Annotated in this window: 26 protein-coding genes; 7 read left to right on the forward strand and 19 right to left on the reverse strand. The window is 36.3% G+C overall.

The annotated features are described in order from the left end of the window. Nucleotide 1 precedes the first annotated feature (1 nt). The 6 genes from G440_RS0106695 to rsfS all read right to left on the reverse strand — a co-directional run bounded on the left by G440_RS0106695 (nt 2) and on the right by rsfS (nt 4,809). Nucleotides 2-268: an acyl-CoA-binding protein gene (locus G440_RS0106695; protein WP_026450599.1), complete on the reverse strand. Its 267-nt coding sequence runs from the start codon at nt 266-268 to the stop codon at nt 2-4. Next, nucleotides 268-918 carry a phosphatidylserine decarboxylase family protein gene (locus G440_RS0106700; RefSeq protein WP_026450600.1) on the reverse strand — a complete coding sequence of 217 codons (651 nt, stop codon included), beginning with the start codon at nt 916-918 and terminating at the stop codon, nt 268-270. Before G440_RS0106700 ends, G440_RS0106695 begins: the two co-directional genes overlap by 1 nt. Further along, the gene (locus tag G440_RS0106705) at nt 908-1,735 is read right to left on the reverse strand and encodes a phosphatidate cytidylyltransferase (protein ID WP_026450601.1); all 828 of its coding nucleotides are present in this window, start codon (nt 1,733-1,735) and stop codon (nt 908-910) included. Before G440_RS0106705 ends, G440_RS0106700 begins: the two co-directional genes overlap by 11 nt. A 6-nt stretch (nt 1,736-1,741) precedes the next feature. Further along, nucleotides 1,742-2,353, reverse strand: coding sequence for an LUD domain-containing protein (locus G440_RS0106710; protein WP_026450602.1), 612 nt, complete (start codon nt 2,351-2,353; stop codon nt 1,742-1,744). Between the two features lie 113 nt (nt 2,354-2,466). Further along, complete coding sequence (gene ftsH / locus G440_RS0106715; RefSeq protein ID WP_026450603.1) at nt 2,467-4,422, reverse strand: ATP-dependent zinc metalloprotease FtsH; 1,956 nt, start codon at nt 4,420-4,422, stop codon at nt 2,467-2,469. 15 nt (nt 4,423-4,437) lie between these two features. Beyond that, on the reverse strand, nt 4,438-4,809 hold the full coding sequence (gene rsfS / locus G440_RS0106720) for a ribosome silencing factor (protein WP_026450604.1): 372 nt from the start codon (nt 4,807-4,809) through the stop codon (nt 4,438-4,440). Between the two features lie 90 nt (nt 4,810-4,899). On the opposite strand from rsfS, the gene G440_RS0106725 reads away from it, so the two are divergent. Next, nucleotides 4,900-5,631: a biotin--[acetyl-CoA-carboxylase] ligase gene (locus G440_RS0106725; RefSeq protein ID WP_026450605.1), complete on the forward strand. Its 732-nt coding sequence runs from the start codon at nt 4,900-4,902 to the stop codon at nt 5,629-5,631. 87 nt (nt 5,632-5,718) lie between these two features. Here G440_RS0106725 and G440_RS0106730 read toward each other — a convergent pair whose 3' ends face one another. The 3 genes from G440_RS0106730 to pyrE are packed head-to-tail and all read right to left on the reverse strand — an operon-like array spanning nt 5,719 to nt 7,432. Next, nucleotides 5,719-6,111 carry a hypothetical protein gene (locus G440_RS0106730; protein WP_026450606.1) on the reverse strand — a complete coding sequence of 131 codons (393 nt, stop codon included), beginning with the start codon at nt 6,109-6,111 and terminating at the stop codon, nt 5,719-5,721. A 54-nt stretch (nt 6,112-6,165) separates the two neighbouring features. After that, complete coding sequence (locus tag G440_RS0106735) at nt 6,166-6,738, reverse strand: hypothetical protein (protein ID WP_026450607.1); 573 nt, start codon at nt 6,736-6,738, stop codon at nt 6,166-6,168. 52 nt (nt 6,739-6,790) lie between these two features. Beyond that, nucleotides 6,791-7,432 carry an orotate phosphoribosyltransferase gene (gene pyrE, locus G440_RS0106740; RefSeq protein WP_026450608.1) on the reverse strand — a complete coding sequence of 214 codons (642 nt, stop codon included), beginning with the start codon at nt 7,430-7,432 and terminating at the stop codon, nt 6,791-6,793. Nucleotides 7,433-7,439: 7 nt separating this feature from the next. Between pyrE and G440_RS0106745 the strand changes: the two genes are divergently transcribed. Continuing rightward, nucleotides 7,440-8,069, forward strand: a complete 630-nt coding sequence (locus tag G440_RS0106745) for an NUDIX hydrolase (RefSeq protein ID WP_026450609.1) — start codon at nt 7,440-7,442, stop codon at nt 8,067-8,069. On the opposite strand, the gene G440_RS0106750 is transcribed toward G440_RS0106745, so the two are convergent. Further along, nucleotides 8,031-9,785 (reverse strand): M14 family metallopeptidase, encoded by a 1,755-nt coding sequence (locus tag G440_RS0106750; protein WP_026450610.1) that lies wholly within the window; start codon nt 9,783-9,785, stop codon nt 8,031-8,033. The two genes, G440_RS0106745 and G440_RS0106750, sit on opposite strands and share 39 nt — an antisense overlap. A gap of 488 nt (nt 9,786-10,273) precedes the next feature. Between G440_RS0106750 and G440_RS0106755 the strand changes: the two genes are divergently transcribed. Further along, nucleotides 10,274-11,116, forward strand: a complete 843-nt coding sequence (locus tag G440_RS0106755; RefSeq protein WP_026450611.1) for a T9SS type A sorting domain-containing protein — start codon at nt 10,274-10,276, stop codon at nt 11,114-11,116. Between the two features lie 378 nt (nt 11,117-11,494). Here the strand turns inward: G440_RS0106755 and rho are convergent, their stop codons facing one another. Beyond that, a complete protein-coding gene (gene rho / locus G440_RS0106760) occupies nt 11,495-13,273 on the reverse strand; it encodes a transcription termination factor Rho (RefSeq protein ID WP_026450612.1) in 1,779 nt (592 codons plus the stop codon). Between the two features lie 210 nt (nt 13,274-13,483). On the opposite strand from rho, the gene G440_RS0106765 reads away from it, so the two are divergent. Next, nucleotides 13,484-13,894: a DUF4293 domain-containing protein gene (locus G440_RS0106765; protein ID WP_026450613.1), complete on the forward strand. Its 411-nt coding sequence runs from the start codon at nt 13,484-13,486 to the stop codon at nt 13,892-13,894. Between the two features lie 370 nt (nt 13,895-14,264). Here the strand turns inward: G440_RS0106765 and G440_RS0106770 are convergent, their stop codons facing one another. Continuing rightward, on the reverse strand, nt 14,265-15,077 hold the full coding sequence (locus tag G440_RS0106770; RefSeq protein WP_084426639.1) for an ion transporter: 813 nt from the start codon (nt 15,075-15,077) through the stop codon (nt 14,265-14,267). Between the two features lie 296 nt (nt 15,078-15,373). Between G440_RS0106770 and G440_RS21330 the strand changes: the two genes are divergently transcribed. After that, nucleotides 15,374-15,532 (forward strand): hypothetical protein, encoded by a 159-nt coding sequence (locus G440_RS21330; RefSeq protein WP_169718946.1) that lies wholly within the window; start codon nt 15,374-15,376, stop codon nt 15,530-15,532. Here the strand turns inward: G440_RS21330 and G440_RS0106780 are convergent. The 7 genes from G440_RS0106780 to G440_RS0106810 all read right to left on the reverse strand — a co-directional run bounded on the left by G440_RS0106780 (nt 15,529) and on the right by G440_RS0106810 (nt 21,634). Next, nucleotides 15,529-15,804 carry an ATP-dependent Clp protease adaptor ClpS gene (locus tag G440_RS0106780; protein ID WP_026450615.1) on the reverse strand — a complete coding sequence of 92 codons (276 nt, stop codon included), beginning with the start codon at nt 15,802-15,804 and terminating at the stop codon, nt 15,529-15,531. The two genes, G440_RS21330 and G440_RS0106780, sit on opposite strands and share 4 nt — an antisense overlap. Nucleotides 15,805-15,839: 35 nt before the next feature. Further along, the gene (gene prmA / locus G440_RS0106785) at nt 15,840-16,667 is read right to left on the reverse strand and encodes a 50S ribosomal protein L11 methyltransferase (protein ID WP_034259139.1); all 828 of its coding nucleotides are present in this window, start codon (nt 16,665-16,667) and stop codon (nt 15,840-15,842) included. Between the two features lie 99 nt (nt 16,668-16,766). Continuing rightward, nucleotides 16,767-17,522 carry a triose-phosphate isomerase gene (tpiA, locus tag G440_RS0106790; protein ID WP_026450617.1) on the reverse strand — a complete coding sequence of 252 codons (756 nt, stop codon included), beginning with the start codon at nt 17,520-17,522 and terminating at the stop codon, nt 16,767-16,769. A 61-nt stretch (nt 17,523-17,583) separates the two neighbouring features. Further along, nucleotides 17,584-18,060 carry a TlpA family protein disulfide reductase gene (locus G440_RS0106795; protein WP_026450618.1) on the reverse strand — a complete coding sequence of 159 codons (477 nt, stop codon included), beginning with the start codon at nt 18,058-18,060 and terminating at the stop codon, nt 17,584-17,586. Between the two features lie 65 nt (nt 18,061-18,125). Then, nucleotides 18,126-19,202 carry an ABC transporter permease gene (locus tag G440_RS0106800; RefSeq protein WP_026450619.1) on the reverse strand — a complete coding sequence of 359 codons (1,077 nt, stop codon included), beginning with the start codon at nt 19,200-19,202 and terminating at the stop codon, nt 18,126-18,128. Nucleotide 19,203: 1 nt separating this feature from the next. Further along, entirely contained in the window at nt 19,204-20,919 is a 1,716-nt protein-coding gene (locus tag G440_RS0106805; RefSeq protein ID WP_034259142.1) for a BT_3928 family protein, read from the reverse strand. A 139-nt stretch (nt 20,920-21,058) separates the two neighbouring features. Next, nucleotides 21,059-21,634, reverse strand: a complete 576-nt coding sequence (locus G440_RS0106810; RefSeq protein WP_026450621.1) for a DUF1599 domain-containing protein — start codon at nt 21,632-21,634, stop codon at nt 21,059-21,061. Between the two features lie 186 nt (nt 21,635-21,820). Here G440_RS0106810 and folP point away from each other — a divergent pair, with 186 nt between their 5' ends. Both folP and cdaA read left to right on the forward strand, forming a co-directional pair. Continuing rightward, nucleotides 21,821-22,600, forward strand: a complete 780-nt coding sequence (gene folP, locus G440_RS0106815; RefSeq protein WP_051285221.1) for a dihydropteroate synthase — start codon at nt 21,821-21,823, stop codon at nt 22,598-22,600. Between the two features lie 77 nt (nt 22,601-22,677). After that, a complete protein-coding gene (cdaA, locus tag G440_RS0106820; RefSeq protein ID WP_026450623.1) occupies nt 22,678-23,451 on the forward strand; it encodes a diadenylate cyclase CdaA in 774 nt (257 codons plus the stop codon). Nucleotides 23,452-23,644: the final 193 nt, after the last annotated feature.

A 23,644-nucleotide genomic window follows, 5' to 3' on the forward strand; every position in this document is an offset into this window, starting at 1 on the left:
TTTATTTCCTGTATAAAAAATATTGGTTTACTGCCTCAATGTAGCGTTCTTTCGCTTCATCACTTGATAGACCACGTGTTTGGAAAAGCGCGTTGGTCTTAAAGGCAGAGATATGGGGTTTTCTTCCGCTTGGTGTATGGGCTTCATTTGTTGCGCGTTTATAATAAGCGTACAATCGCAACAAAACATCTGCCGGAAAGGGTTCTTTATGGTCGTTAATACTTTTTACAGCGGTTTTAAAGGCTATATCTAACTCTTCAGAAGTCATTATTTTTCAGCAATTATTGAGATTCCTCCTTTAACTTTTTGGTTTAATTCAACCTTTATTTTTGCATTTAAAGGTAGATAGATATCCACACGTGATCCAAATTTAATAAAACCACTATCTGAGGCTTGATCTACCTCTTGGCCCACTTCAGCGTAGTTTACAATTCGCTTGGCCATCGCGCCTGCAATTTGACGAAACAAAACATCTCCAAAGGCGCTGTTTTTAACAACAACGGTGGTACGTTCATTCTCTTCGGAAGATTTTGGGTGCCACGCTACTAAATATTTCCCAGGATGATACTTACTGTAAATTACCTTTCCGCCAACAGGATATCTGGTAATGTGAACATTTATTGGACTCATAAAAACAGAAACCTGCAGTCGTTTATCCTTAAAATATTCTTTTTCAAAAACTTCCTCAATAACAACAACTTTCCCATCAACTGAGGATAGTACTTGCTCTGGGTGCACCAAGAAATTTCTTTTGGGGTTTCTAAAAAACTGTAAAACCAATAGCAAGAGAATTATTAGTGCAATAATAACTCCGCCACGAAAGGTTGGGTTTTCAATAAACACATTTGCCAAAAGGCTGAGCCCGATAACAATAGCTAGCGCTATAACAATAATTTTGAATCCTTCTTTATGAAACATTGTCAACAATTAATAAAAATGCATAAACAAAAGGACTGGAGTAAATAATACTATCCAACCTGTCATACAAGCCACCATGGCCCGGCATAATAATCCCGCTGTCCTTAACTCCAGCTTGTCTTTTAAACTTAGATTGTATTAAATCTCCAATCGTTCCAAAAACAGAAACGATGATCGCCATCACTATCCAAATCCATAATGGATACGTTTCAGCATCCATGGGCCTATAGTTTTCTAATAGATTAAAGATAACAAATCCTGCGAATAATGCGCCTAATATACCTCCAACAAAACCTTCAATGGTCTTATTGGGCGAAATGCGCTCCAATAGTTTATGCTTACCAAAATTTTTACCTATTAAAAAGGCAAAGGTATCGTTGCTCCATACCAAAATGAAGACAGCCACAATCAACTCAGGTATAAATTCTCCACCAATCATCGGGATAAGGGTTAAAAACACGAAACCGCTTATGATGTAAAAAACCACTGTAATATATTTTTTCTTTTCGAACATGGGTATTTTGCTCACCCATAAAACATCTTTAAGTAAAAATAGATTTACAAAGGTGCTCATGATCAGAAGAAGATATACCGAATTTATATCGAATATATTATAACTCAAAAAATAAAAGCCTGCGGCTAGGAGAAAGTATGCGAGGTAACTGGTGAGGTGTACTAGTTTTAAATATTCACTTAAGGTGATTACAGCGAGTACAAAAAAAAGACCCATAAACCATTCACGCGAGGTGAACATAGCAAAGATGATGATCGAAATGTATAATACGCCCGAGAGGGTCCGTATGAGAATTTCCTTCATATTATATTATAAGTCTTCTAAAAGCAGCAAATATAGGTTTTTTGAGCTACTTCCATAACTCATAAAATTCTTTTCTTTTTCAATTTCAAAGTTTTGAATGGTAGTAATGTTACTTGGAATGTAACCCGTGCTCTGGTTTTTTATGGTGCGTAAGCCTTCGCTTATTGTATCTACCATCTGACTGGTAGTAGCAAAAATGATGAAATTTGAAGGTAGTTCCTTTAATTTTTTTTCTTTTACTTGGTTTGAGGAAAGTAGTATAGAGCCATTGTTGGATACAAGCGCTTCACACGTGGACAGAAAGAATGTTGACTCAGGATTCCTTACGAAATTGAGGTTAAAGCCTTCAAACCTTTTGCTAAGCTTCTCGTTAACGCAAAATACATCCTGCTCATACCAATCATTTTCTAGCATGATATTATCAAATGCCTCAATAATCTCGTCCCAGTTTTCGCAATAAATGAACTTTCCACCATTATTTTTAAAATTATAGGTGAATTTTTCGTCTATCGGAAGTTTTTCCTCAGGGAAATAGCTACTTGTATCGGAAGTGTCAGCTCTTTTAGCCTTTTCTTCCGCTTTGTAATTAGGATTTAAAAGTCTTTTGAATAGACTCATTTATAACGAATTGAGGAGTTTATAAGTACATGAACTTCAAATATATAAAATCTATAATGAAGTTATGTTATCAAAAAAACAAAGTTACGGAATAGCTCTTAAAACCGACAATTTTAAGTAGTTGCCGGTCTTGTAGCTTCTTCTGGAATTTTGAAAGGACGTTCTCCAAAAATCTTTTCAAGGTTGTCTTTGAAAATCACTTCCTTTTCAAGTAAAACATTAGCCAGCTCGGTCAATTTATCCTTGTTCTCTTCCAGCAGCGCTAATGCACGTTGGTATTGACCTTCAATAAGGGCTGAAATTTCTTGATCAATAAGCTCAGCCGTCTTTTCACTATAAGGCTTAGAGAAGTTATATTCTGATTGACCGCTGCTATCGTAATAAGTAAGGTTACCAACTTTTTCATTCAATCCGTAAATTGTGACCATAGCACGGGCCTGCTTGGTTACTTTTTCAAGGTCGCTTAAGGCTCCTGTAGAAATACGGTCAAAGATTACCTTTTCTGCGGCGCGACCACCAAGGGCTGCGCACATTTCATCTAGCATTTGTTCTGGATGAATAATCAATCTTTCTTCAGGCAAATACCAGGCGGCACCTAAAGATTGTCCACGAGGAACAATAGTTACTTTTACCAATGGTGCGGCATGCTCCAACATCCAGCTCACGGTTGCGTGACCAGCTTCGTGGTAAGCAATGGCGCGCTTTTCGTCCATGGTCATTATTTTGTTTTTCTTTTCAAGTCCGCCAACAATTCTGTCAACAGCATCAAGGAAATCTTGCTTGCCTACAGATTTCTTGCCATTTCTGGCAGCGATTAGGGCAGCTTCATTACACACATTCGCAATATCAGCTCCAGAGAAACCTGGGGTTTGCTTTGAAAGGAAGTCTGTATCTAAATTTTCGTCCTTTTTAATGGGACGCAAGTGAACTTCAAATATCTCTTTTCGCTCACGAACATCTGGAAGATCAACATAGATCTGTCTGTCAAAACGACCGGCACGCATGAGCGCTTTGTCTAAAACATCGGCGCGGTTTGTTGCGGCCACTACAATAACATTGGTATTTGTTCCAAAGCCATCCATTTCGGTCAACAACTGGTTTAATGTGTTTTCACGCTCGTCATTGCTTCCAGACATGTTATTTTTTCCACGGGCACGGCCAATGGCGTCAATTTCATCAATAAAAATAATCGCTGGCGATTTGTCTTTGGCCTGCTTAAACAAGTCACGAACACGTGATGCACCAACACCAACAAACATCTCCACAAAATCGGAACCTGAAAGGGAGAAAAATGGAACTTGAGCTTCCCCGGCAACGGCTTTTGCCAAGAGGGTTTTTCCAGTTCCTGGAGGTCCAACAAGTAATGCACCTTTCGGAATTTTTCCTCCGAGGGAGGTGTATTTTTCCGGGTTTTTTAAGAAATCAACAATTTCCTGAACTTCTTCTTTTGCACCTTCCAAGCCAGCAACATCTTTAAACGAAGTTTTTACATCGGTTTTTTCGTCAAAAAGTTTCGCTTTAGACTTACCAATGTTAAACAGTTGTCCACCTGCACCACCACCGGCGCCTGAAGACATTCTTCGCATAATAAATATCCATATCCCAATTATAATAGCGAAGGGAAGAATACTCATGAGTATATCACCCCAAACGTTGGAGTCGGTCTGGAAATTCAAAGTTGCTGTTAAACCGTTTTCAGACTTTATATCCTGAAAATCTTTTTGGAAAATTTGAAGATCTCCAAATTCAAATTGATAATCGGGATCATTGGCACTTGGCTCCAAAAACGAGGGTACATTCTTTTCTTTGGAATGAACTTCTTTCTTTTTTGCTTCGTCCGTTAAATAAACTTTTGCAATCTTTTTATTAATTACATCCACTTTTTTAACGTCGCCATCTTTTAAAAATGTTTCAAATTGGGATTGTGTGGTCTTTTCTGGTTGAGACCAGCTACCACCGCCAAAGATGTTTATTCCCAAAAATATAAGCGCAATGGCAATATAAATCCAATAATAATTAGCCTTAGGCTTCTTTGAGTCTTTCTTCTTATTTTTATTTTCTTCGGCCATAAGGCAGTTTTCTTTTTAGTTTGTTGTTTCTATTTTAACCGACTTGGCATCGCCCCAAAGTCCTTCAATGTCATAAAACTCGCGAATGTGCTTTTGGAAAACGTGTACAACTACGTGGACGTAGTCCATAAGTATCCATTCGGCATTGTCGCTACCTTCAACGTGCCAAGGTTTTTCCTTTAAAGTTTTACTAACGGATTTTTGAACGGAATTAACAATTGCGTTCACTTGAGTGTTTGAGGTACCATTACAGATTATAAAATAGTCGCAAACGGTATTTTCTATTTCTCTTAGGTCAAGAATTTCGATATCTTGCCCTTTTACATCTTCAATTCCTCGTATTATTTGAGTAATAAGTTGATCTGTTTCTGCTTGTTCTTTATGCATTAAATAAATTTCTTTTTCTATTTCGCAAAGTTATTACTTTTTTGTTTCTTGAAAGCCTTTAAAAATGTAATACTAAACTTAATTATCATTTTGAACTTAATCAAACTTAGTGCCATCGATTCTACCAATACCTACCTGAAAAAGTTGGCTAAAGAAACCCAGTTGCCAGACGAAACCGTCGTGATAACAAAGCATCAGGTTTCTGGTCGCGGTCAAATGGGTAACATGTGGCTCTCCAGAGAGGGTCAAAGCTTAACATTCAGTATGTTTAAGATATTCGAGAGGTTTCCTATTGAAGATCAATTCATGGTATCGATGGCTACTTCATTGGGTATTTTGGATGCTTTAAAAGCTTTAAATACTCCTGCTGTTTCAATAAAATGGCCAAACGACATATTGTCAGCCAAAAGTAAAATTGGCGGTATTTTGATTGAAAACCTATTGGAAGGCAGTTTTTTAAAGTATTGTGTCATTGGAATTGGCTTTAATGTAAACGAAACCGTCTTCCCCAATTTGCCAAACGCTAGCTCCTTAAAATTGGAAACCGGGAAAGATTTTACTTTGGAAGAGGTGCTTCAGGAAATTTTAGAAAAAGTATTTAAAAGATTAACAAATCTTAATCAAAGTAACTTTTTGCGGCTAAAAGAAGAATATGAAAATAGTTTATTTCAAAAAGGAGCTATTTCTGTTTTTGAGACTCCCGAAGGTTTGCGTTGCAACGGAATTATTAAAGGTGTTTCTGATATAGGTGAACTTTTGGTAGAAACCGAAAGTAATCCCTTGCGGAAATTTCAATTGAAGGAAGTGAAAATGATATATTGAGCATGGGATTTACCCCCTACCCCTAAAGGGGAGGAACAAAACACAACAAAATTTATTGGCACCCTTTAGGGCTGGGGTTTTTAAAATTTAAACCTGCTCCAAGTTTGATGCAAGGGTTTCTATGAATTTTGAGATGGGTCCCTTTATCATCATGGCCATCATGCTGTTAAACTGACCATCAAAGAATAATTGAACATTGGAAGTGTTTTCAGAAACATCTTCAATATTTCCCGTTAATGTAAACGGAAGTTTATCGCTTATTGCGCCTAAAACTATCTTGTTTGGTTTTTCTACTTCTTTTACTTCCAATGCAATCTCAGGCATTCCTTTTAGAGCAAAGACAAAGGCGTTTTCTCTTATCACCTCAAATTTGCTAATATTTTCTGGCATTAAACCTTCAAAATTCTTTACGTCGGTCAAGTAATCACAAAGATCTGAAGCTGATTTTTGAACTGTTACTTTTTTGCTATTTAAATTCATTTATCCTATTTTTTATTCTTTATTGCTATTGGTTATTTTTTCAACAATTAATTTTTAATTCTTACGGAGTCCACAAGTAATGTTATATATGGAAATAATAGAACTTAAATCACGAATTCTGTTAAATTCATCATTATCAATCCTTGTAATTAATGCAGGACAATCTTGTAAAAAAGAATATAATACCGATTTCTTTTTATTGTTAATCATATTTTCACTCCCGACGATTGTTAGTTTTTCTTGATCTTTTTGTCGAATATAATAATTATAATAACTTGGACTGTAAGTAGATCCGGATATCATCTTTCTATATAGTTCTAATTTGCCTAAAACTATCTGTTCAACAACTTGAAGTTTTTTCTCGTCTTGTACAGGTAAAAAGCGGAGGCGCTTAGTACTCCCAGATTTTTCAATCAAAGTCACAGAATCAATTAGTTCTATTTTGACTTTGTTATATCTGTCACCCACTTTTTTGTAATATTTGAAGTACTTGGTATTATAAGTCCCTCGCATATCAGTTATAACTTCACCAGATTTGAGATAGATTGTGCAAGGCTGCGTTATTTGCGAAAATGATATTGTACTTATAACTAAAGCAATGATGCTGAGATGAATTTTTCTTGACATACTTTTTATTTTTTTTCAAGCTACTGCTCACTGCCACTGCCAACTGAATACTTTATTGTCCCCAGGTTTCAGGGTTTTCTCTCCACTCTCCCAGTAAAACTGCTTCTTTGGCATTTATATATTTTGAGTTTTCGGCTTCGTGCAACAACATTTCATAATTGCTCAAAGTATTCAAAGTAACATTGGCATTTTTAAAATTCTCTTCAGCAATATTAAACCCATAGCTAAAAATGGCCACCATTCCCTTTACGTTTGCATTAGCCTCTTTTAAGGCTTCTACAGCCATTAAGCTGCTTTTTCCAGTACTAATAAGGTCTTCAACAACTATTACGTTCGTGTTTGGTTCCAAATGTCCTTCAATTTTATTTTGTCGTCCGTGACCTTTTGCTTCAGGGCGGACATAACAAAAAGGAACGTTCAAGTATTCTGCTACTAGAACACCAATTCCTATGGCTCCAGTGGCCACACCGGCAATCATTTCGGGCTTTCCGTAGAGTTCCTCAATTTGCTTTGCTAGGTTCTCACGAATGTAATTTCGAATGGTTGGATAGGATAATGTAACGCGATTGTCACAATAAATTGGAGACTTCCATCCAGAAGCCCATGTAAAAGGGTTTTGCGGTTGCAATTTTATTGCATTAATTTGCAATAGCAATGCAGCGGTTTTTTGTGCCGTATCTTTGTTTAATATCATACTGCAAATGTATAAAGTTTTTGTAAAAGATATCCCCATTATTCTTTCAACAGAAAAAAATATTGGTGAGCATTACACTACCATCCCTTTAAAGCAAGCGCGTTTTAAAAAGTTGGTAAAAAAAATAAACAACGGTGAGCTCCTCTATGTGAACCTTTATCACAAGAATGCTGAGAAGTTGGAGCGTTTTCTACGGAAAAAAATAAAAGTTGTGGAAGCTGCCGGAGGCTTGGTTTATAACAGTAAAAAGGAAATTCTTTTTATTAGAAGAAACAAGAAATGGGATCTTCCCAAAGGAAAGATTGAAAAAGGCGAAACCCACGAAGTAGCCGCAATCCGTGAGGTTGTTGAAGAAACGGGGATAAAAGACCTTGAAATCCGTGAATTTATAAAAACGACATATCACGTTTTTACCCGCAACAACAAATTCCGACTCAAAATAACCTATTGGTACGAAATGTACAGTGATTATGACGGACCGCTGGTTCCCGAGGCTGAAGAAGGAATTAAAAAGGTAAAGTGGAAGGATTTCGAAAAATCACAAAAGGCTTTGCAAGATTCCTATGAAAACATAAAACTGCTCTTTCCAAAGGAATATCTAACCACCCACCCGAATGATCGGATATCTGAGGTGTGATTTTTCATAGTTTGGCGACTTTTTATGAATCCAAGCTAATTGGGCATACCAGTTCTTTGCAAATCCAGGATCCTTTACTTTTTTAGCCTCAAAGGCTTTCTTGATTTCGGGATTGTTGTCTAAAAACTTTTCCGCCATATCCTCCCAGACGTAAGGTGAAAATCCTTCTTTTTGCTGAAGAATAGCGTCAAAGAAATTCCAATTAAAAAACGAATCTTTGGCTGCCGGCTCTAAGGTTTCCAAAATGTATCTAACCCCAAACTGTTGAGTCTTTACCAAAACATCCCCTTTTCTTACTGAAACCTTTTCTTTGCTTTCAGTAACTTTGGTTTTAAAGTGTAAATAATGGCCTTCATAAGCGCTCTTTACCGTTTCAAAATCTTTTATATGATAAACCTCCGCGGAAACAGTTGAGTCGTTTTCAAATTCGGAAAATTCTATTTTGTTTAATCTTAATAGATCCATAACATTCCAGTAGCCTTTGGGAATAATATAGGCTGTAGGGATTTTAATAGAATCATTCGCTTTAAAATAATCGTAATAGGTAATGTCTTTGGTATAAGGTTTATCTCTAAAATATTTCAAACGTTCACCACCGGTAACTTTGCTCGGAATCATTTCTCCTTCATAACCCTTAAATGAAAGTGTTGTTGTCTTAGATGAATCCACTTCCCAAGAAATAGGGTAGTAGCTTCCTGCTTTGTATTTTTGAAATGAATTTTCACGCAAATTTTTAATCTTCTTCGCATCTTTTTCAGCGATATCGATAAAGCTTTTCATCAGCTCATAAGTTCCTTCAACCCTTTCCTTGTAAGGTTTTAGCATATGTGTTTCTACCATCATTCCCAAAGTGTTGAACAATGAAGTATAACCTGTAGAATAGCGCGGTGAGTCCATAAATTGTGAAAAACCTACTTCAGGTACTTGATTGAATACATTAACATAAGGAGTAATGTCCCAATTTTTTTGATGTAAGGAGTTTTCAAATTGTGACATAAAAGAATTCTGAAGATAATCGCCTATTTCGTTCCCCAATTTATTGTGCTGCGTAAATAGGTGTGTCAGTATATATTGATAATCGGCACCGTTGCTTACGTGATTGTCGATAAAAAGATCTGGATTTAACCAATGAAATATTTCAGCGAAAGCTCGCGCATTTCTCGTGTCACTTTTTATAAAGTCACGGTTTAAATCATAGTTTCTGGCATTTCCACGGAAGCCGTATGATTCGGGACCGTTTTGATTGGTTCTGCTTGTACTGTTTCGGTTTAATGCTCCTCCTATATTGTAGACTGGGATTGTGGCGATAATGGTGTTCTTAGGTAGTGGAATTTTCTTTTTCGCAAAATCTCGGAATAGTAGCATCGTGGCGTCTATTCCGTCAGGTTCCCCGGGATGGATTCCATTGTTGATTAGCAATAGGTTTTTACCATTTTTTGAAAACCTTTCTTTCGTTTTAGAAGAATTTGTCGTTTCGGAATCAAAAATCACGACATGCAATGGAATTCCGCTATCTGTTAATCCCATTTCAACAACCGTTATTTCAGGGAATTTCTTTTCTAATGTCAGATAGAAATCGATGGTTTTTTGATAGGTTCCTGTTTGCATACCTTTTGAAGATTCAAAAGTTGTCAAAAAACCCTCATTCTTTTGAGCTTTTGATGGAATTGCTATTAAAAGAAATGTAAAACATAAGATTGCAAAAATTGTTTTCATAAAATACTTTTATCAAATATATAAACTCTAGTCTTTAAAAGATAAGTTGTGGTTATATATTAATAGGGTGTTAAAGAAGTGCACATGCCATTTAGTCATTGGTTTTAATTCAAAATTGATAAAAATAATACGCCTAATTTATTTTTAATAAAGCAAATAGTTAGGATCAAAAAGAAATTTATCACCAATCGTGTCTTATAAAATATGTTATAAAAAAGATTATATAATGCTAAGACTGCCAATAGTTTAAAGATGCGTCTTGTTTTCTATTGTTTTTCCGGTAAAATAAGCATTATTGGAGCTTTTTTTAACATTCAGGATAAGATGTTTTAGTGAAAAGTTAAAGTTGTTTTCTAAGTATTTAGGTTTTAATGTTTTGTAATTAAAATAAGTTAACAATTAAAAATAGTGAAGATTTATTTTTTTTATAAAGGCCTGTATTCATTAGCTTTGACGCTTATCTAAAAATAATAATTAAAATAAAAAAAATGAAAAAAATTACTTTATTAGTATGTGCAATCATGCTATCTGTTGCTGCTCAATCTCAAACTCTACTTACTCAATCTATAGATCCTGATACTGTAGATGATAGCGGAGTTGCGTGTTGGGACAATCAGGGTGGAACTTATAGTCAAAATTCCTTTTTTAGAGCCTACGACATGGAGGATTTTGGAGTAACTGGAGATTTTGAAATTACCGAATTACAGTACGGTCAAGGAGCCGCAGATGATGGAAAGGAGGTTTTCTTGAATGTATATACTTCAAATAAAACTGACCTGAACACAGCTACTTTAACCTTAGTTGGTGGTACTGGTCATACAAGTAGTGCGGCAGACGACTTAACAATGGTTACTGTGCCATTTAGCGCAACTATTCCTGCAGGTTCTATCGTTGTCTTCGAGGTGAACGCTGGAGACAGTAATGGCGAACCAGGTCAGACATATTTCCCTGGAACTAATGGTGCTGGTGAAAATGATCTTAGTTACCTAATGGCTGAAGATTGTGGAATATTTGAACCAACTCCTGTAGGTCAGGTTGCTGGCGTAGAATACTATGTTATGAACGTACTTGGAGACGAGGTTCTTTCAGTTGGTAGTAACCTAGCTGATGTTATTTCTGTATACCCAAGCCCTGCAACAGACATCTTGAATATTCAACTTCCATCAAGTGTTGATGTTGAAAGTGCTTCTTTAACAAGTGTTCTTGGTAAAACAACTGGAGTTGCTTATTCAAACGGGCAGATGAACGTTTCTGGTCTTGCACCAGGAGTTTACTTCCTTAGCATTGAAACTAACTTAGGAGCTTATACCCAAAAAGTTGTTAAGCAATAACTAGTGGGTTTTAAACTTATTTACAAAGACCCCGATCGAAAGATTGGGGTTTTTTTATGCCTGATACTTTCTTGGCAAAATGATTATTCCTCTCCTGTAAAACATATTTGTCCAACCAAAAGAAGTCTGGAGAGTGCGATTAAATTATAAAGAACTAGCGTATTGCTCTAGGCTACCAAGATGTTTTCTTTATAAAATTGACTAGGTAAAGGTATTCTTAAAAGTAGAACAGTTGTTGGTAGGTTGATCCTGCTCTTAGGTCATTCGGGCTACTGTAATGGGTCAGATATGTATTTTCAGCTCCCAAATGCTGATCATAAAAAAACTCCCTCAGGATGGCCTGAAGGAGTTTTGTGTTTGGTAGATGATTGGATTTGGTTATCCGTTCATCGAAATAAGAAATTCTTCGTTGTTTCTTGTTTGCTTAATACGATCGTTAATGAATTCCATAGCTTCTATCGGGTTCATATCAGCAAGGTATTTACGCAACACCCACATACGTTGTATGGTGTTTTCATCGAGTAACAAGTCGTCGCGACGTGTGCTAGAAGAAGTAAGATCGATAGCTGGGAAAATTCTTCTGTTGGATATTTTTCTATCCAATTGAAGTTCCATGTTTCCAGTACCTTTAAACTCTTCAAAAATAACCTCGTCCATTTTAGAACCAGTTTCAGTCAATGCGGTTGCAATGATAGACAATGAACCTCCATTTTCTATATTCCGAGCCGCTCCAAAGAAACGCTTTGGCTTGTGAAGTGCGTTAGCATCAACACCACCACTCAATATTTTACCACTTGCTGGTTGCACTGTGTTATAAGCACGGGCCAAACGTGTGATTGAATCCAAAAGGATAACTACGTCGTGACCACATTCCACCAATCGCTTGGCTTTATCAATAACAAGATTCGCAACACGAACGTGCTCTGTGGCTTCTTTGTCAAATGTTGAAGCAACTACTTCTCCGCGAACGTTACGCTGCATATCGGTAACTTCTTCCGGACGTTCATCAATTAAAAGCACGATTTGATAAACTTCTGGATGATTTGCAGCAATTGCGTTTGCAATATCTTTCAGCAACATCGTTTTACCAGTTTTTGGCTGGGAAACGATCATTCCACGCTGTCCTTTTCCTATAGGTGCAAAAAGATCTATAATTCTTGTGGAAATAGTACTTTGCTTATCTGCAAGGTTGAATTTTTCCTGGGGGAAAAGCGGGGTTAGGTGTTCAAAAGAAACTCGGTCGCGAACCACATTAGGGTTTAGACCATTTATTTTATTCACTTTAATTAAAGGAAAATATTTTTCACCTTCTTTAGGAGGTCTAACTTCACCCAAAACAGTATCTCCGGTCTTTAAACCAAAAAGTCGAATCTGTGATTGTGAAACGTAAATATCATCTGGAGAGGAAAGGTAATTATAGTCACTAGAGCGCAAAAAGCCATAGCCATCTTGCATAATATCTAAAACGCCTTCACTTTCTATAATGCCGTCAAATTCATAATCAGGCTCGCGATAGCGGTTGCGGGAATCTTTGTTTCCATTATTTCTGTTGTCGCTCACATTACCATCTTTTTGTTTGTGGCTTTGGTGCTTATGTCGATTATCTGAGCTATTGTCGTTACGTTGGTTTTTCTGACGGTTGTCAGTATCTGCGCCGCTTGACTTTTGGTGTTGCGATTTTTTGTCGCTTTCTTTTTTGTCGTTTGAAGAGCGCTTATCGTCTTTTGACTTTCTGTCATCTTTCGACCGGTCATCTTTTGATCTGTCTTCTTTTGATCTGTCATCTTTCGACGTTTTGTCGTCATCAATTTTTTTACTATGACTTTTCCTTTGTGGAAGCGACTTTTTAGTTTGAGCTTCTTTGCTTGGCGGACGTTTTTTTGGACCGCTAGTTTTACTATCCTTGGACGTAGATGGTTTGTTTTCTTTATTGTCCTTGGCAGTGGGAGCAGTGGTTTCTTTCTTAGAAGTGTCTGAAGAAGTTTCTTCTGCTTTTATAACAGCTTTCACCGCTTTGGGGTTTGCGGCCTGGTAATCTAGAATTTGATATACCAAGTCCAGTTTTTTTTGTGTGCGATATTTTGGCACATTAAGTTCTTTAGCTATTTCCTGAAGCTCAGGAAGCTTTTTGCTTTTTAGTTCTGAAATTTCAAACATTGAAAAAATTCTATTGTTAAAGTTGATACTGTTATGTTCCTATTGAGAAGGTAAGTATGTTGAAAGTTGAAAATTTATTTCGAAGACTAAGTAACCTTGATTGAGTTGATTACGAATAGATACTGCAATAATACAATAATAAATTAAAAAGTACTGTTATTTTTTTTAAAAAAGATAATGTATTTTTGCTGCTTAAACGAGTTTTAAAGTATGATACAGCGTATCCAGACCATTTATTTAATTATTGTTGTCCTTATAATGGGGGCTTTGTATATATGGTTTCCGGTTGTAATGGGAGAAGATGGTACTGTAATCATTGAGCGAAATGAACCTTTAGTTTTTGGACTCATTTTGGCGTCTATCGCTTTGGCGATACTTTCAATTTTAAATTTTAAAAAACGGCAGTTACAGTTTGTGCTAAACCGTTTTAATATCATATCAAACTTTGTATTACTGGGAGTTTTCGTTTACAGATCGCTCACTTTATCCGGAGAAACTTTGGTTTCAGAGAAGGGTATTGGGGTTCTTCTTCCCATCATTTCTATCGTGTTTTTAGTGCTGGCCAATAAGGCCATAAAAAGGGATGAGGACCTTGTAAAATCTGTTGATCGTTTACGTTAAACCAATCTTAGTATATTAGTGCAAAACCCCTGAAGAATGCCATCTTTGGGGGTTTTTTGTTTTCAGAACGAAACTTAAAGATTCCGAATTCCAGAAAATAAAAAGCTAGGATTGGTAAGGTTTGTGATTCTGCAATACAACATTAAAATGGCTGAGCCTGCCTGCTTTTATTTGAAAGTTAAATTTCTAGAAAAGCACACCGCTTTTTCTGGAGGGTGTGGACTTTTCATTGTAAGGCGGGAGCCTTATCAAGATATATAATCTTGCTAAACAACAATTCCTAAGAACCACCTGCGCATACTTCATGAATCCTTATTTCCAGACCCGTCAAGAGCTTCCGCTTTTGTAAACAATTGTAAATAGAACAGATTTATTCTTCCAATTCTTCTGCTACTTCTTCCCTTGTCTGTTTATTCTCCTCTAGCTCAATGCTTCTTGCAGATGAAAGCGCACTCGCTATTAAACCTGTTGGGATTGTAATTATTCCGAGACCGATTAATAGTATAATAAAGGTGAAGGCTCTTCCGCCAATCGTAATTGGATAAATATCTCCATATCCTACAGTAGTTAATGTTATTATGGCCCACCAAAGACTATGAAATATAGAGGCAAACTCCTTAGGCTGTGCCTCATTTTCAAAATAGTAAATACCTGCTGCCGAAAGAAAAATAAAAATACTTGTTAATATAAAGAACAAAGTGAGTTCAGGCGTTATCATTTTTAAGGCCACCGCAAATCTTTTAAGTGCAGCGTTATACTTAGAAATTTTAAGTGCACTAATTATCCTAAAGATTCGCAAAGCTCTAATGGCTCTTAAATCAAATTGTTTTGCGAATAGGAAAGGTAAAATTGCCAGTAAATCAATGATACCATAAAAACTAAATATATACTTCAATTTTTGGTCTGTGATATAAATCCGTCCAAAATACTCTATCGTAAAAACTACATAACAAACATTATTAGCAATGTTTAAAGCTTTTAACCAAGCCGGAGATAGATTGGGGAGCGTTCCTAAACAATAAACCAAAATGGAAAGGAAGATGAGAATTTGTATCACGACATCAAAGATTCTTCCTGGCTTTGAATCATTATCCTCTATAATTCTCCTTAATCGCTCTTTAGTTGTAAGGTTTAAGTCTTGAATGGCTTTAGAAGCTTTTTTTACCCTGTCTCTTTTTCTCATGTATTTTCTATGATCTAATCGCGCCTATTAAACCTTCAAATGCCGCATCAAATTAGTATGCAAAGCTAAAGATATACTCCTATAAAATTCTAATTAGATCAAGTTTTCTATCCACCCAGTTTAATACAGCACTCTGTTTCACAAATTTACTACACTCAATACGTTTTACAAAAAAGCTTTCCTCATGAGTTATGGGAATCAAAAATTAATTCATTTTTGGGAACAGAAGCTATTGCTCGATGGCTAATAAAAGCTTATCTTTTCACAAAAATTGATTTTATAAAAAATATAGGTAAATGACAAAAATCGTAAAAGACCCAGATAACGAACAAGAAAGAGATTACATTCTTCAAGACAATAAAAAAACCCGCTTTGGAGCAGGTTTTATAATAACTATATTGGTAGTACTAATAATAGCAGTTGTAATATCTGCCGTATATTTTGGTTGGTTTTAAACAATTTCCGCACTCAAACCGGCCTCTAAAAGCATAGAACATCTAGGTTCCAATTCTTCAATATCTCCTGTTTTAACGGTGCACTTTCCTTTATAGTGAACTATAATGGAACATTGCTCTGCCTGTTCTGGGGTGTGCTCGCAAGCATATATCAAACTATTGATTACGTGGTCAAAAGTATTTACTTCATCATTGTAAAGCACTATCTCGTTTTGGTTGCTCTCTTTTTCGGCAACTGCAACATCTTCCTGAATTTTTTCCTTGGTACTCATAATAATATATAAAATGCTTAAACCTATGTAAATTACTAAATTTTAAACTTAGCTGCAACCCATCTATTTTTCTCTTTGTTTCCAACGAATGTTAAGCCCAAATTATTACAAGTTTCAGTAATAATGGGCAGGTCTTCCGTATAAAACCCGCTTAGATAAAGAACCCCATTTTCATTAAGACTCTTGCGATAGATCTCCATATCGTTCAACAAAATATTTCTGTTGATGTTGGCGATAATCACATCATAACTTTTATCGTTCAATAAAGATGCATCTCCTAAATAAACAGTTATGTCTTCAATATTATTCCTTTGAATATTCTCCAAAGAATTCTCATAACACCATTCATCAATATCAATTGCGTCCAAATCTGAAGCACCGCGCATCTTAGCTAAAATTGCTAAAACTGCAGTACCACAGCCCATGTCTAAAACCTTTTTATTCTGAAAATCATTTTCCAAAATAAACTGGAGCATCATATAAGTGGTTTCGTGATGCCCTGTGCCAAAAGACATTTTGGGTTCAATTACGATTTCGTATTCAAAATTTTTCTTTGGATGAAAGGGCGCACGTACAGTACATTTTCCATCCACTTCAATTGGATCAAAGTTCTTTTCCCACTCCTCGTTCCAATTAACTTGCTCTATTTCTGAAAAAGTGTATTCAATACTGAATTCTTCAGAAGTAAGAACATTTATATCCTTCAGAATATCCTTATAACAGGCTTCCTTTTGAATATATGCACTAACTCCATTTTCATTTTCCACAAAGCTTTCAAATCCTGCATATCCCAGTTCTGCGATAAGAATTTCGGTTCCTGGTTGAAGCGGGCTAACCGTAAAAATGTATTCTATATAATTCATAATATTTTAAAAATCTAAATAACAAACCCCAAATAACAAATTCCAAAAAATAAAGAGGAAAAGTTTGGCTATTGTTTATTGAACGCTACAATTTGGCAACTAATTTTCGAAGGAATTTACAATTTTCATAAAGCTTTCAACCTTTAACGAAGCACCTCCAATTAGGCCTCCATCTACGTCGTCCTGTCCAAAAATTTCCACGGCATTGTCTGGCTTCACACTTCCACCATAAAGAATAGAAACATCATTAGCTATAGCATCATTATACTTTTTAGCAATGGTTTTACGAATAAAATGGTGCATTTCCTGAACTTGTTCCGGACTTGCAGTCTCCCCAGTGCCAATGGCCCAAACAGGTTCATAGGCAACCACTACATGCTTCCAGGATCCTTCCAAAATATGAAAAAGTCCCTCAGTGAGTTGCTTTTCAATTAGGTCGAAGTATTTATCCTCCTTTCTATCTTCTTCTTGCTCACCGATACAGAAAATAATATCCATATCATTTTCCAGTGCGGTTTTCACCTTTTCAGCAAGAAGGGCATTGGTTTCATGAAAAAGTTCCCGACGTTCACTATGGCCCAAAATAACAGTTGTAGTACCAACACTGATTAACATTTTAGCTGAAACTTCACCTGTAAAAGCACCTTTATCGCACTGATGCATATTCTGGGCAACGATTTCCACAGGGAAATCTTTTAGCGAATTAAAGGCTTGGTTTAAGTTGGTAAACGACGGTGCAATCATTACTACTACATGCTCTGGAATTACCTGTTTCTTTAATTCAGTGAAAAACATTTCAGTTTCGGCCAAATCATTATTCATCTTCCAATTTCCTGCAACTATTTTCTTTCTCATAATTATACCCGCCCCTCGACCATCGCTCTGGATAAACTTCGGCGGAATCTTTTTAAGGTTATTAATTCAGTTCTTTGATGAGGTTTTCATCATCTGTAACAATGGCTTTGTAAAGGCTTATTTCACCTTTAGGGTTTACGATCATATATCTCGGAATCCAGTCTAAATCTATCGAAGAACAGAAAGGTCCTTTCCAGCCGGAAGAGATAAAATAATTTTCGCCTGTCACGTTGTATTTTTTAATTCCGTGTTTCCAACTTTCCAATTCTTTATCTAAGGAAAGGAACAAGAACACAATCTCAGGATTTTCCTTTTGAAGCTTTTCTATCTTCGGCATCCCTTCAATACAATCTTTACACCAAGTTGCCCAAATATCTATAAAAACGGTCTTGCCTTTGTATTGTTGAAAAATTTCGGAAAGACTGATTTCCTTGTTGTTTTCTGAAAGAAAAACATCATTCAATGCGGCTTCGGAAAAGGTTTTCGGCTGTGCTTGTGCAAAAGAAACGAATAGGAAAAATAGGAAGAGTAATTTCATGTGGTGATATTAAATAGAAATGTTGATACCTGTACAAATTTACGAATATTGAAAAGTATAAACTGTTATAGTGTTCTTATTTTTGGATCAAGCCAGCCGTAAATTATATCGACAAAAATATTAATTATAATAAATAATGTGGCTATTACGAGAACGGCTCCCATAATTATGGGCAGATCCAAGGTGTTTAAGGCATTCACAATTTCTTTTCCCAAACCATTCCATCCAAAAATATATTCCACAAATACGGCACCCGCAAGCATGGAAGCAAACCAACCAGAAATAGCAGTAACCACTGGATTTAATGAATTTTTAAGAGCGTGTTTTTTAATAATTTGATAAAACGAAAGCCCTTTTGCCTTTGCCGTTCGAATATAATCCTGATTTAAAACTTCAAGCAATGAGTTTCGCATTAATTGACTCACAACGGCCAGTGGACGAATTCCCAAAACAATTGCCGGAAGTATCAAATTTTTCCACTGAATATACTTCCCATTACCGAAATCATCTACTTCATATAGACTTCCTGTCATATTTAAATTGGTGTATTCGTGAAGTAGAAAGCCGAAAATCCAAGCAAATATAATCGCACTAAAAAATGAAGGAACACTCATTCCCAACGTACTGACCAGTTGAATCATCTTATCGACAAACCCATCTTTAAAAAGCACGGAAATAATCCCGAGAAATACCCCGATAATTATTGCTATAATAATGGCTGAAACCGCGAGAATAAAAGTGTTGGGCAAAGTTTCTGCTATAACTTGACTTACCTCTTTTCCATTCTTTTGAAAGGATTCCCGCAAATAGGGGGTTTTTAAAACTATGGAAGTATTTCCTATGGAGAACAACTTTGCCGCGTTGTATTTTCCCAGAGCTAGAAAAGTATAATCTTCGGGATTCTCACTGTGAAAAGAAATAGGAGCCAAATCGTTCAAGTATCTTACGTACTGAACCGAAACAGGCTGATCAAAACCATACTTCTTTTTTACGATTGCCAGCTGCTCAGCAGTTTCGTTTTGACCGAGCATCATCCGTGCGGGATCACCGGGAAGGATGGTAAAAAGCAGAAAAATAACCGTTACAACCCCAAACAAAGTGAGCAAAGCATAACCTAATTTTTGAAGTAAGTAAACCGCCACTTTATTGTTGGTTTATTTCTTTAATGCTTCGTGGCTCATAAACAAAATCGTCTCCAAAAAGAACTTTGGCGTATTCTTCAATCGTATCTTCAAAACCGGCTTCAGCTCTTCTTTCATTTACCGCTTCAGCATTTTCGATAGGCCAGATAAAAGAACCTCTTTCATCGTCATAACTCATACCTTGTGTGCCATAAACTTGAGGTTTACCCTCCATCATTAAATACCGATCTTCCATCATTGCCGCGGAAGTTTTAGGAATTTCCCCATCAGTAGCAGCCTTTTTCACCAAGGGTAAATAAAGTGGAATTTTATCTGGATTATGTTGCAAAACATTCCAAGCCACCAAGCTCGATTCAGCACCAACTACAGATTTACCAGGATAGCCTTTTTCAATAAAATATTTTTCAACAAAAATCATGTTTACACTGTCCAGAACACTTTGCATCTGCGATAGATCTCCGCTGTATTCCGCTTCCGATAGCCCCATGCTTTCACCAAGTTTTTTTCTTTCTTCCAAAGATCTGGATTGCATTAATTTGCGATACTTCTGATCTTGAATCGCAATGCTGTCCAAACGTTGTTTTAAGGAAAGGTCCAGTTTTGGTTTTGCATTTTTAACCACTGGAAGTTCCAATTTATTGGCATCGGTCCAGTGAAGTTTTTGTTTAATAGTGCCTCTGTCCAACTCCAAAATTCCAGGATTACTGCGTACAATTGTTTTTAGCGTAGTCTCATCACAGAAATAAAACTTAAAATTAAGTTTATATTCTTCCGTAAGTTTATCTGTCATTTCCTGTGAAGAAGCGGAAAGCCCAATAACATTATATCCATTCTTTAAGGCCTCATCAGTAACTTTTTTTACAGACCTATAACCATCCTTTTCGGTATTGCCCAAGCTGTAAGCTATTATAACTACCAAGTTCTCTTCGTTCAGAAACTGGGTTGTATAGTCCTCGCCATCTCGTTCAATAGTAAAGTCGTGAATTGGTGGCGCATAACCTTCTTGAATCATCTTGGTTTCAGTGTCAATCAATTCACCATCAACTTGTGGATAATCGCCGTTAGTGGTGATAATTTTTTCTTCACCGTTTATATCGAATTTCCACTTATATTCATAAACCGGAGCTGGAGCACCTTCTGGAACTGTCATTCCTTCAGTGATGTTGGCCCCAATTTTATATGGACGGAAATCTATAATAGGTAGGTGTAATAAAACAAAATAAGTTATTCCTAAACAGACCACAAAAGATGCAAAAATGGTTATGCTTCGTACTCCTTTTGTAAAAATTGGCTGAATATATTTTTGTCCGAAAAATAGAATCAAAATCAAAACCAACAAAACGATATCCTTGCTAAAAGATTCCCAAGGTGTAAGTGGAATAGCATCTCCAAAACACCCACAATCGGTTACTTTGTTGAAATAAGCCGAATAAAAAGTAAGGAATGTAAAAAATACAATCATTAGCAATAAAGCCCACATCGTAAATTTTTTCAGATACCCCAGCAGTAAAGCTACCCCTACCAAGACTTCAAAAATCACTACAAATATGGCAATCAAAAGTGCGTAGGGCACCAAAAACCCAAGGTCTAAAACTTCAGGTGCAAAATAATCCTGAAGCTTAAATGCAAATCCTACTGGGTCGTTTAGTTTTATCAATCCGCTGATGATAAAAAGCAATCCGACTATTATTCTTGATATTCCAACTAAATATTTCATAAGCAATTTTTGTATCCTGCAAGGTATTGCCACAGGCTACCTTGTAGGTATTTTCTAATTATATTTTTAGACCTACAAGGAGGTCTCTTCCGATAACTATCGGGATCGGCAACATCTTGCAGGTGAAATCGAAACTTCTTTATTCTTTCTTCTTTTCTCTTTCCTCCTTCTTTTCTTTTCCCTCTGCCAAATGAATTAACGCAAACACTGCATAATTCACCATATCCTGATAATTTGCATCAATCCCTTCCGAAACCAGCGTTTTTCCGCTATTATTTTCAATCTGCTTTACGCGTAATATCTTCTGAAGAATCAAATCTGTTAAGGAACTTACGCGCATATCACGCCAAGCCTCGCCATAATCATGGTTTTTGTCCATCATTAACTGCTTGGTTTTGGCTACGTGTTCGTCATAGAGTTGCGTTGCATCTTCAACCGAAAGATCTGGTTGTTCCACTACTCCTTGATCCAATTGAATGAGCGCCATGATGGAATAATTCACAATTCCGATGAATTCACTAGTTTCATCTTCGGCGATTTTTTGTTCCTTATTTTTTTGAAGTCCGCGAATGCGCTGCGCCTTTATAAATATTTGATCCGTTAAGGAAGGAAGTCGTAGAATTCGCCACGCACTTCCATAATCGTGCATTTTATTGATAAACAGCGCCCTACATTTTTCAATCTGATCGTTGTATTGATTTGAAGTATCTGCCATTAGTGGTTTGTAAGATTTTGCGTAAATTTCGCTTAAATAGTTCAAAGTTCAAAGTTGAATGCCTAAAGTTATTTGCCAAACAGCACATTGACTAAAAATTTTTGAGTTTTGAAAGCTAAAAAGTTTAAAAAATTGCAGACCCTTAATTGCCACGGCAACCTCATAGACCTTTCCACCCCAAAAGTGATGGGCATCATTAATATAACGCCCGATTCATTTTATGACGGGGGAAAAACTTTTTCTGAAAATAAAATTCTGAAACAAGCCGAAAAAATGCTTTCGGAAGGCGCCACCTTTTTGGACCTTGGCGGATATAGCTCCCGTCCAGGGGCAGATGATGTTTCCGAAGAACAAGAAACAAAACGCGTTGTTCAAGCTATTCAACTTATTCTCAAGGAATTTCCCGATACATTGCTTTCCGTGGATACCTTCCGAAGTAAAGTCGCACTACAGGCAGTAGAAGCTGGAGCGTGTATCATAAACGATATTTCCGGAGGAACTTTGGACCCGAATATGTTTAAAACCGTTTCAAAACTGCAAGTTCCATATATTCTGATGCATATGCGCGGAACCCCCAAAACAATGGCGAAGCTTACAGAATACAAAAATGTAACGATAGAAGTTATAAAAGATCTATCAGAAAAAATTGCGATAGCCCGTGCAGAAGGTATCAATGACATTATTGTAGATCCAGGTTTCGGTTTTGCTAAAAAGCGTTCGCAAAGTTTTCAACTTTTGAATAATCTCGAGCTTTTTAAAAACTTGGAAGTCCCCATTTTAGCAGGCGTTTCACGAAAATCGATGATTTATAGAACATTGGAAACCTCTGCAGAAAATGCTTTAAACGGAACGACATCGCTAAATACCATCGCACTTTTAAAAGGCGCTTCAATTTTAAGGGTCCACGATGTAAAGGAAGCTTGTGAATGCGTCGTATTAAACGAAAACTTAAGAAATGTTCCTTGAAAAAGTAAAACAACAATAACCGCTACAGTTTCAATAGGACGAATTTTTAAATTACTTTTACTAAAAAAAGCACAACCTTGGATTTTCTCGACATACGGATTTTAGATATTGTAGATATTTTGCTAGTAGCATTCCTACTCTATTATCTCTATAATTTGGTGAAAGGAACTGTTGCTATCAATATTCTGGTAGGAATTATTATAGTCTACGCCATCTATATTATTACCGAACTTTTGGAAATGGAGCTTTTAAGTAAGATTTTAGGCGGTTTTCTCGGGGTTGGAATGTTTGCTCTGGTAGTGGTTTTCCAACCTGAAATCAGAAAGTTTCTCTTAATGTTGGGCTCTACAAATTTCAATGCGCGACGGCGATTTCTGAAGCAGTTTAATTTTTCGGGCAATGATTCCACTTTTAAAACCAACTTAGCCGGAATAATTGCGGCCTGTAAAAAAATGTCAGGTACAAATACCGGCGCCTTGATTGTGATTCAGCGTAACAACAGCCTCGATTTTGTCAAGAATACGGGTGATGAAATGAATTTAGAGGTTAACCAACCCATTATTGAAAGTATATTTTATAAAAACAGTCCGTTGCACGATGGTGCAATTATTATTGAAGAGAATAGAATTACCGCCACCCGTGTTATTTTGCCAGTTTCCAACGATAAAAACATTCCCTTACGCTTTGGACTTAGACATCGAGCTGCAGTTGGTATTACCGAAAAAACAGATGCGGTATGCTTAGTGGTTTCTGAAGAAAACGGACAGATTTCCTATTTAAAAGATGGCGATTTTGTACTTTTTGAAGGAACTGAAGAGCTTTTTAAAATTATGAAAAAGGATCTAAGTTAATTCACTCAGATATTCAAAAGTTCTAATTTTCACGTTTAAAAATAGTTCTTTCTAATTTAGCTTCCAATTCTTCCAAGGAAATAAACTTAGGATTTTCAGAATTAATTTCTTCCAGTCCTTTCTACAGTATCTCTAAAGATTTCGTTTTCACTGTTTCTCTATACTCGTTCATTAATTTATAAAGATTTCCTCT

Origin of the sequence: Aequorivita capsosiphonis DSM 23843 (assembly GCF_000429125.1) — a bacterium.
GTDB lineage: Bacteria > Bacteroidota > Bacteroidia > Flavobacteriales > Flavobacteriaceae > Aequorivita > Aequorivita capsosiphonis.

Excerpts from the sequence above, each read along its gene's own strand:
- G440_RS0106695 (WP_026450599.1), bottom strand. The coding sequence starts at position 268 with ATGACTTCTGAAGAGTTAGATATAGCCTTTAAAACCGCTGTAAAAAGT.
- G440_RS0106700 (WP_026450600.1), bottom strand. The coding sequence starts at position 918 with ATGTTTCATAAAGAAGGATTCAAAATTATTGTTATAGCGCTAGCTATT.
- G440_RS0106705 (WP_026450601.1), bottom strand. The coding sequence starts at position 1,735 with ATGAAGGAAATTCTCATACGGACCCTCTCGGGCGTATTATACATTTCG.
- G440_RS0106710 (WP_026450602.1), bottom strand. The coding sequence starts at position 2,353 with ATGAGTCTATTCAAAAGACTTTTAAATCCTAATTACAAAGCGGAAGAA.
- ftsH (WP_026450603.1), bottom strand. The coding sequence starts at position 4,422 with ATGGCCGAAGAAAATAAAAATAAGAAGAAAGACTCAAAGAAGCCTAAG.
- rsfS (WP_026450604.1), bottom strand. The coding sequence starts at position 4,809 with ATGCATAAAGAACAAGCAGAAACAGATCAACTTATTACTCAAATAATA.
- G440_RS0106730 (WP_026450606.1), bottom strand. The coding sequence starts at position 6,111 with ATGAATTTAAATAGCAAAAAAGTAACAGTTCAAAAATCAGCTTCAGAT.
- G440_RS0106735 (WP_026450607.1), bottom strand. The coding sequence starts at position 6,738 with ATGTCAAGAAAAATTCATCTCAGCATCATTGCTTTAGTTATAAGTACA.
- pyrE (WP_026450608.1), bottom strand. The coding sequence starts at position 7,432 with ATGATATTAAACAAAGATACGGCACAAAAAACCGCTGCATTGCTATTG.
- G440_RS0106745 (WP_026450609.1), top strand. The coding sequence starts at position 7,440 with ATGTATAAAGTTTTTGTAAAAGATATCCCCATTATTCTTTCAACAGAA.
- G440_RS0106750 (WP_026450610.1), bottom strand. The coding sequence starts at position 9,785 with ATGAAAACAATTTTTGCAATCTTATGTTTTACATTTCTTTTAATAGCA.
- G440_RS0106755 (WP_026450611.1), top strand. The coding sequence starts at position 10,274 with ATGAAAAAAATTACTTTATTAGTATGTGCAATCATGCTATCTGTTGCT.
- rho (WP_026450612.1), bottom strand. The coding sequence starts at position 13,273 with ATGTTTGAAATTTCAGAACTAAAAAGCAAAAAGCTTCCTGAGCTTCAG.
- G440_RS0106765 (WP_026450613.1), top strand. The coding sequence starts at position 13,484 with ATGATACAGCGTATCCAGACCATTTATTTAATTATTGTTGTCCTTATA.
- G440_RS0106770 (WP_084426639.1), bottom strand. The coding sequence starts at position 15,077 with ATGAGAAAAAGAGACAGGGTAAAAAAAGCTTCTAAAGCCATTCAAGAC.
- G440_RS21330 (WP_169718946.1), top strand. The coding sequence starts at position 15,374 with ATGACAAAAATCGTAAAAGACCCAGATAACGAACAAGAAAGAGATTAC.
- G440_RS0106780 (WP_026450615.1), bottom strand. The coding sequence starts at position 15,804 with ATGAGTACCAAGGAAAAAATTCAGGAAGATGTTGCAGTTGCCGAAAAA.
- prmA (WP_034259139.1), bottom strand. The coding sequence starts at position 16,667 with ATGAATTATATAGAATACATTTTTACGGTTAGCCCGCTTCAACCAGGA.
- tpiA (WP_026450617.1), bottom strand. The coding sequence starts at position 17,522 with ATGAGAAAGAAAATAGTTGCAGGAAATTGGAAGATGAATAATGATTTG.
- G440_RS0106795 (WP_026450618.1), bottom strand. The coding sequence starts at position 18,060 with ATGAAATTACTCTTCCTATTTTTCCTATTCGTTTCTTTTGCACAAGCA.
- G440_RS0106805 (WP_034259142.1), bottom strand. The coding sequence starts at position 20,919 with ATGAAATATTTAGTTGGAATATCAAGAATAATAGTCGGATTGCTTTTT.
- G440_RS0106810 (WP_026450621.1), bottom strand. The coding sequence starts at position 21,634 with ATGGCAGATACTTCAAATCAATACAACGATCAGATTGAAAAATGTAGG.
- folP (WP_051285221.1), top strand. The coding sequence starts at position 21,821 with ATGGGCATCATTAATATAACGCCCGATTCATTTTATGACGGGGGAAAA.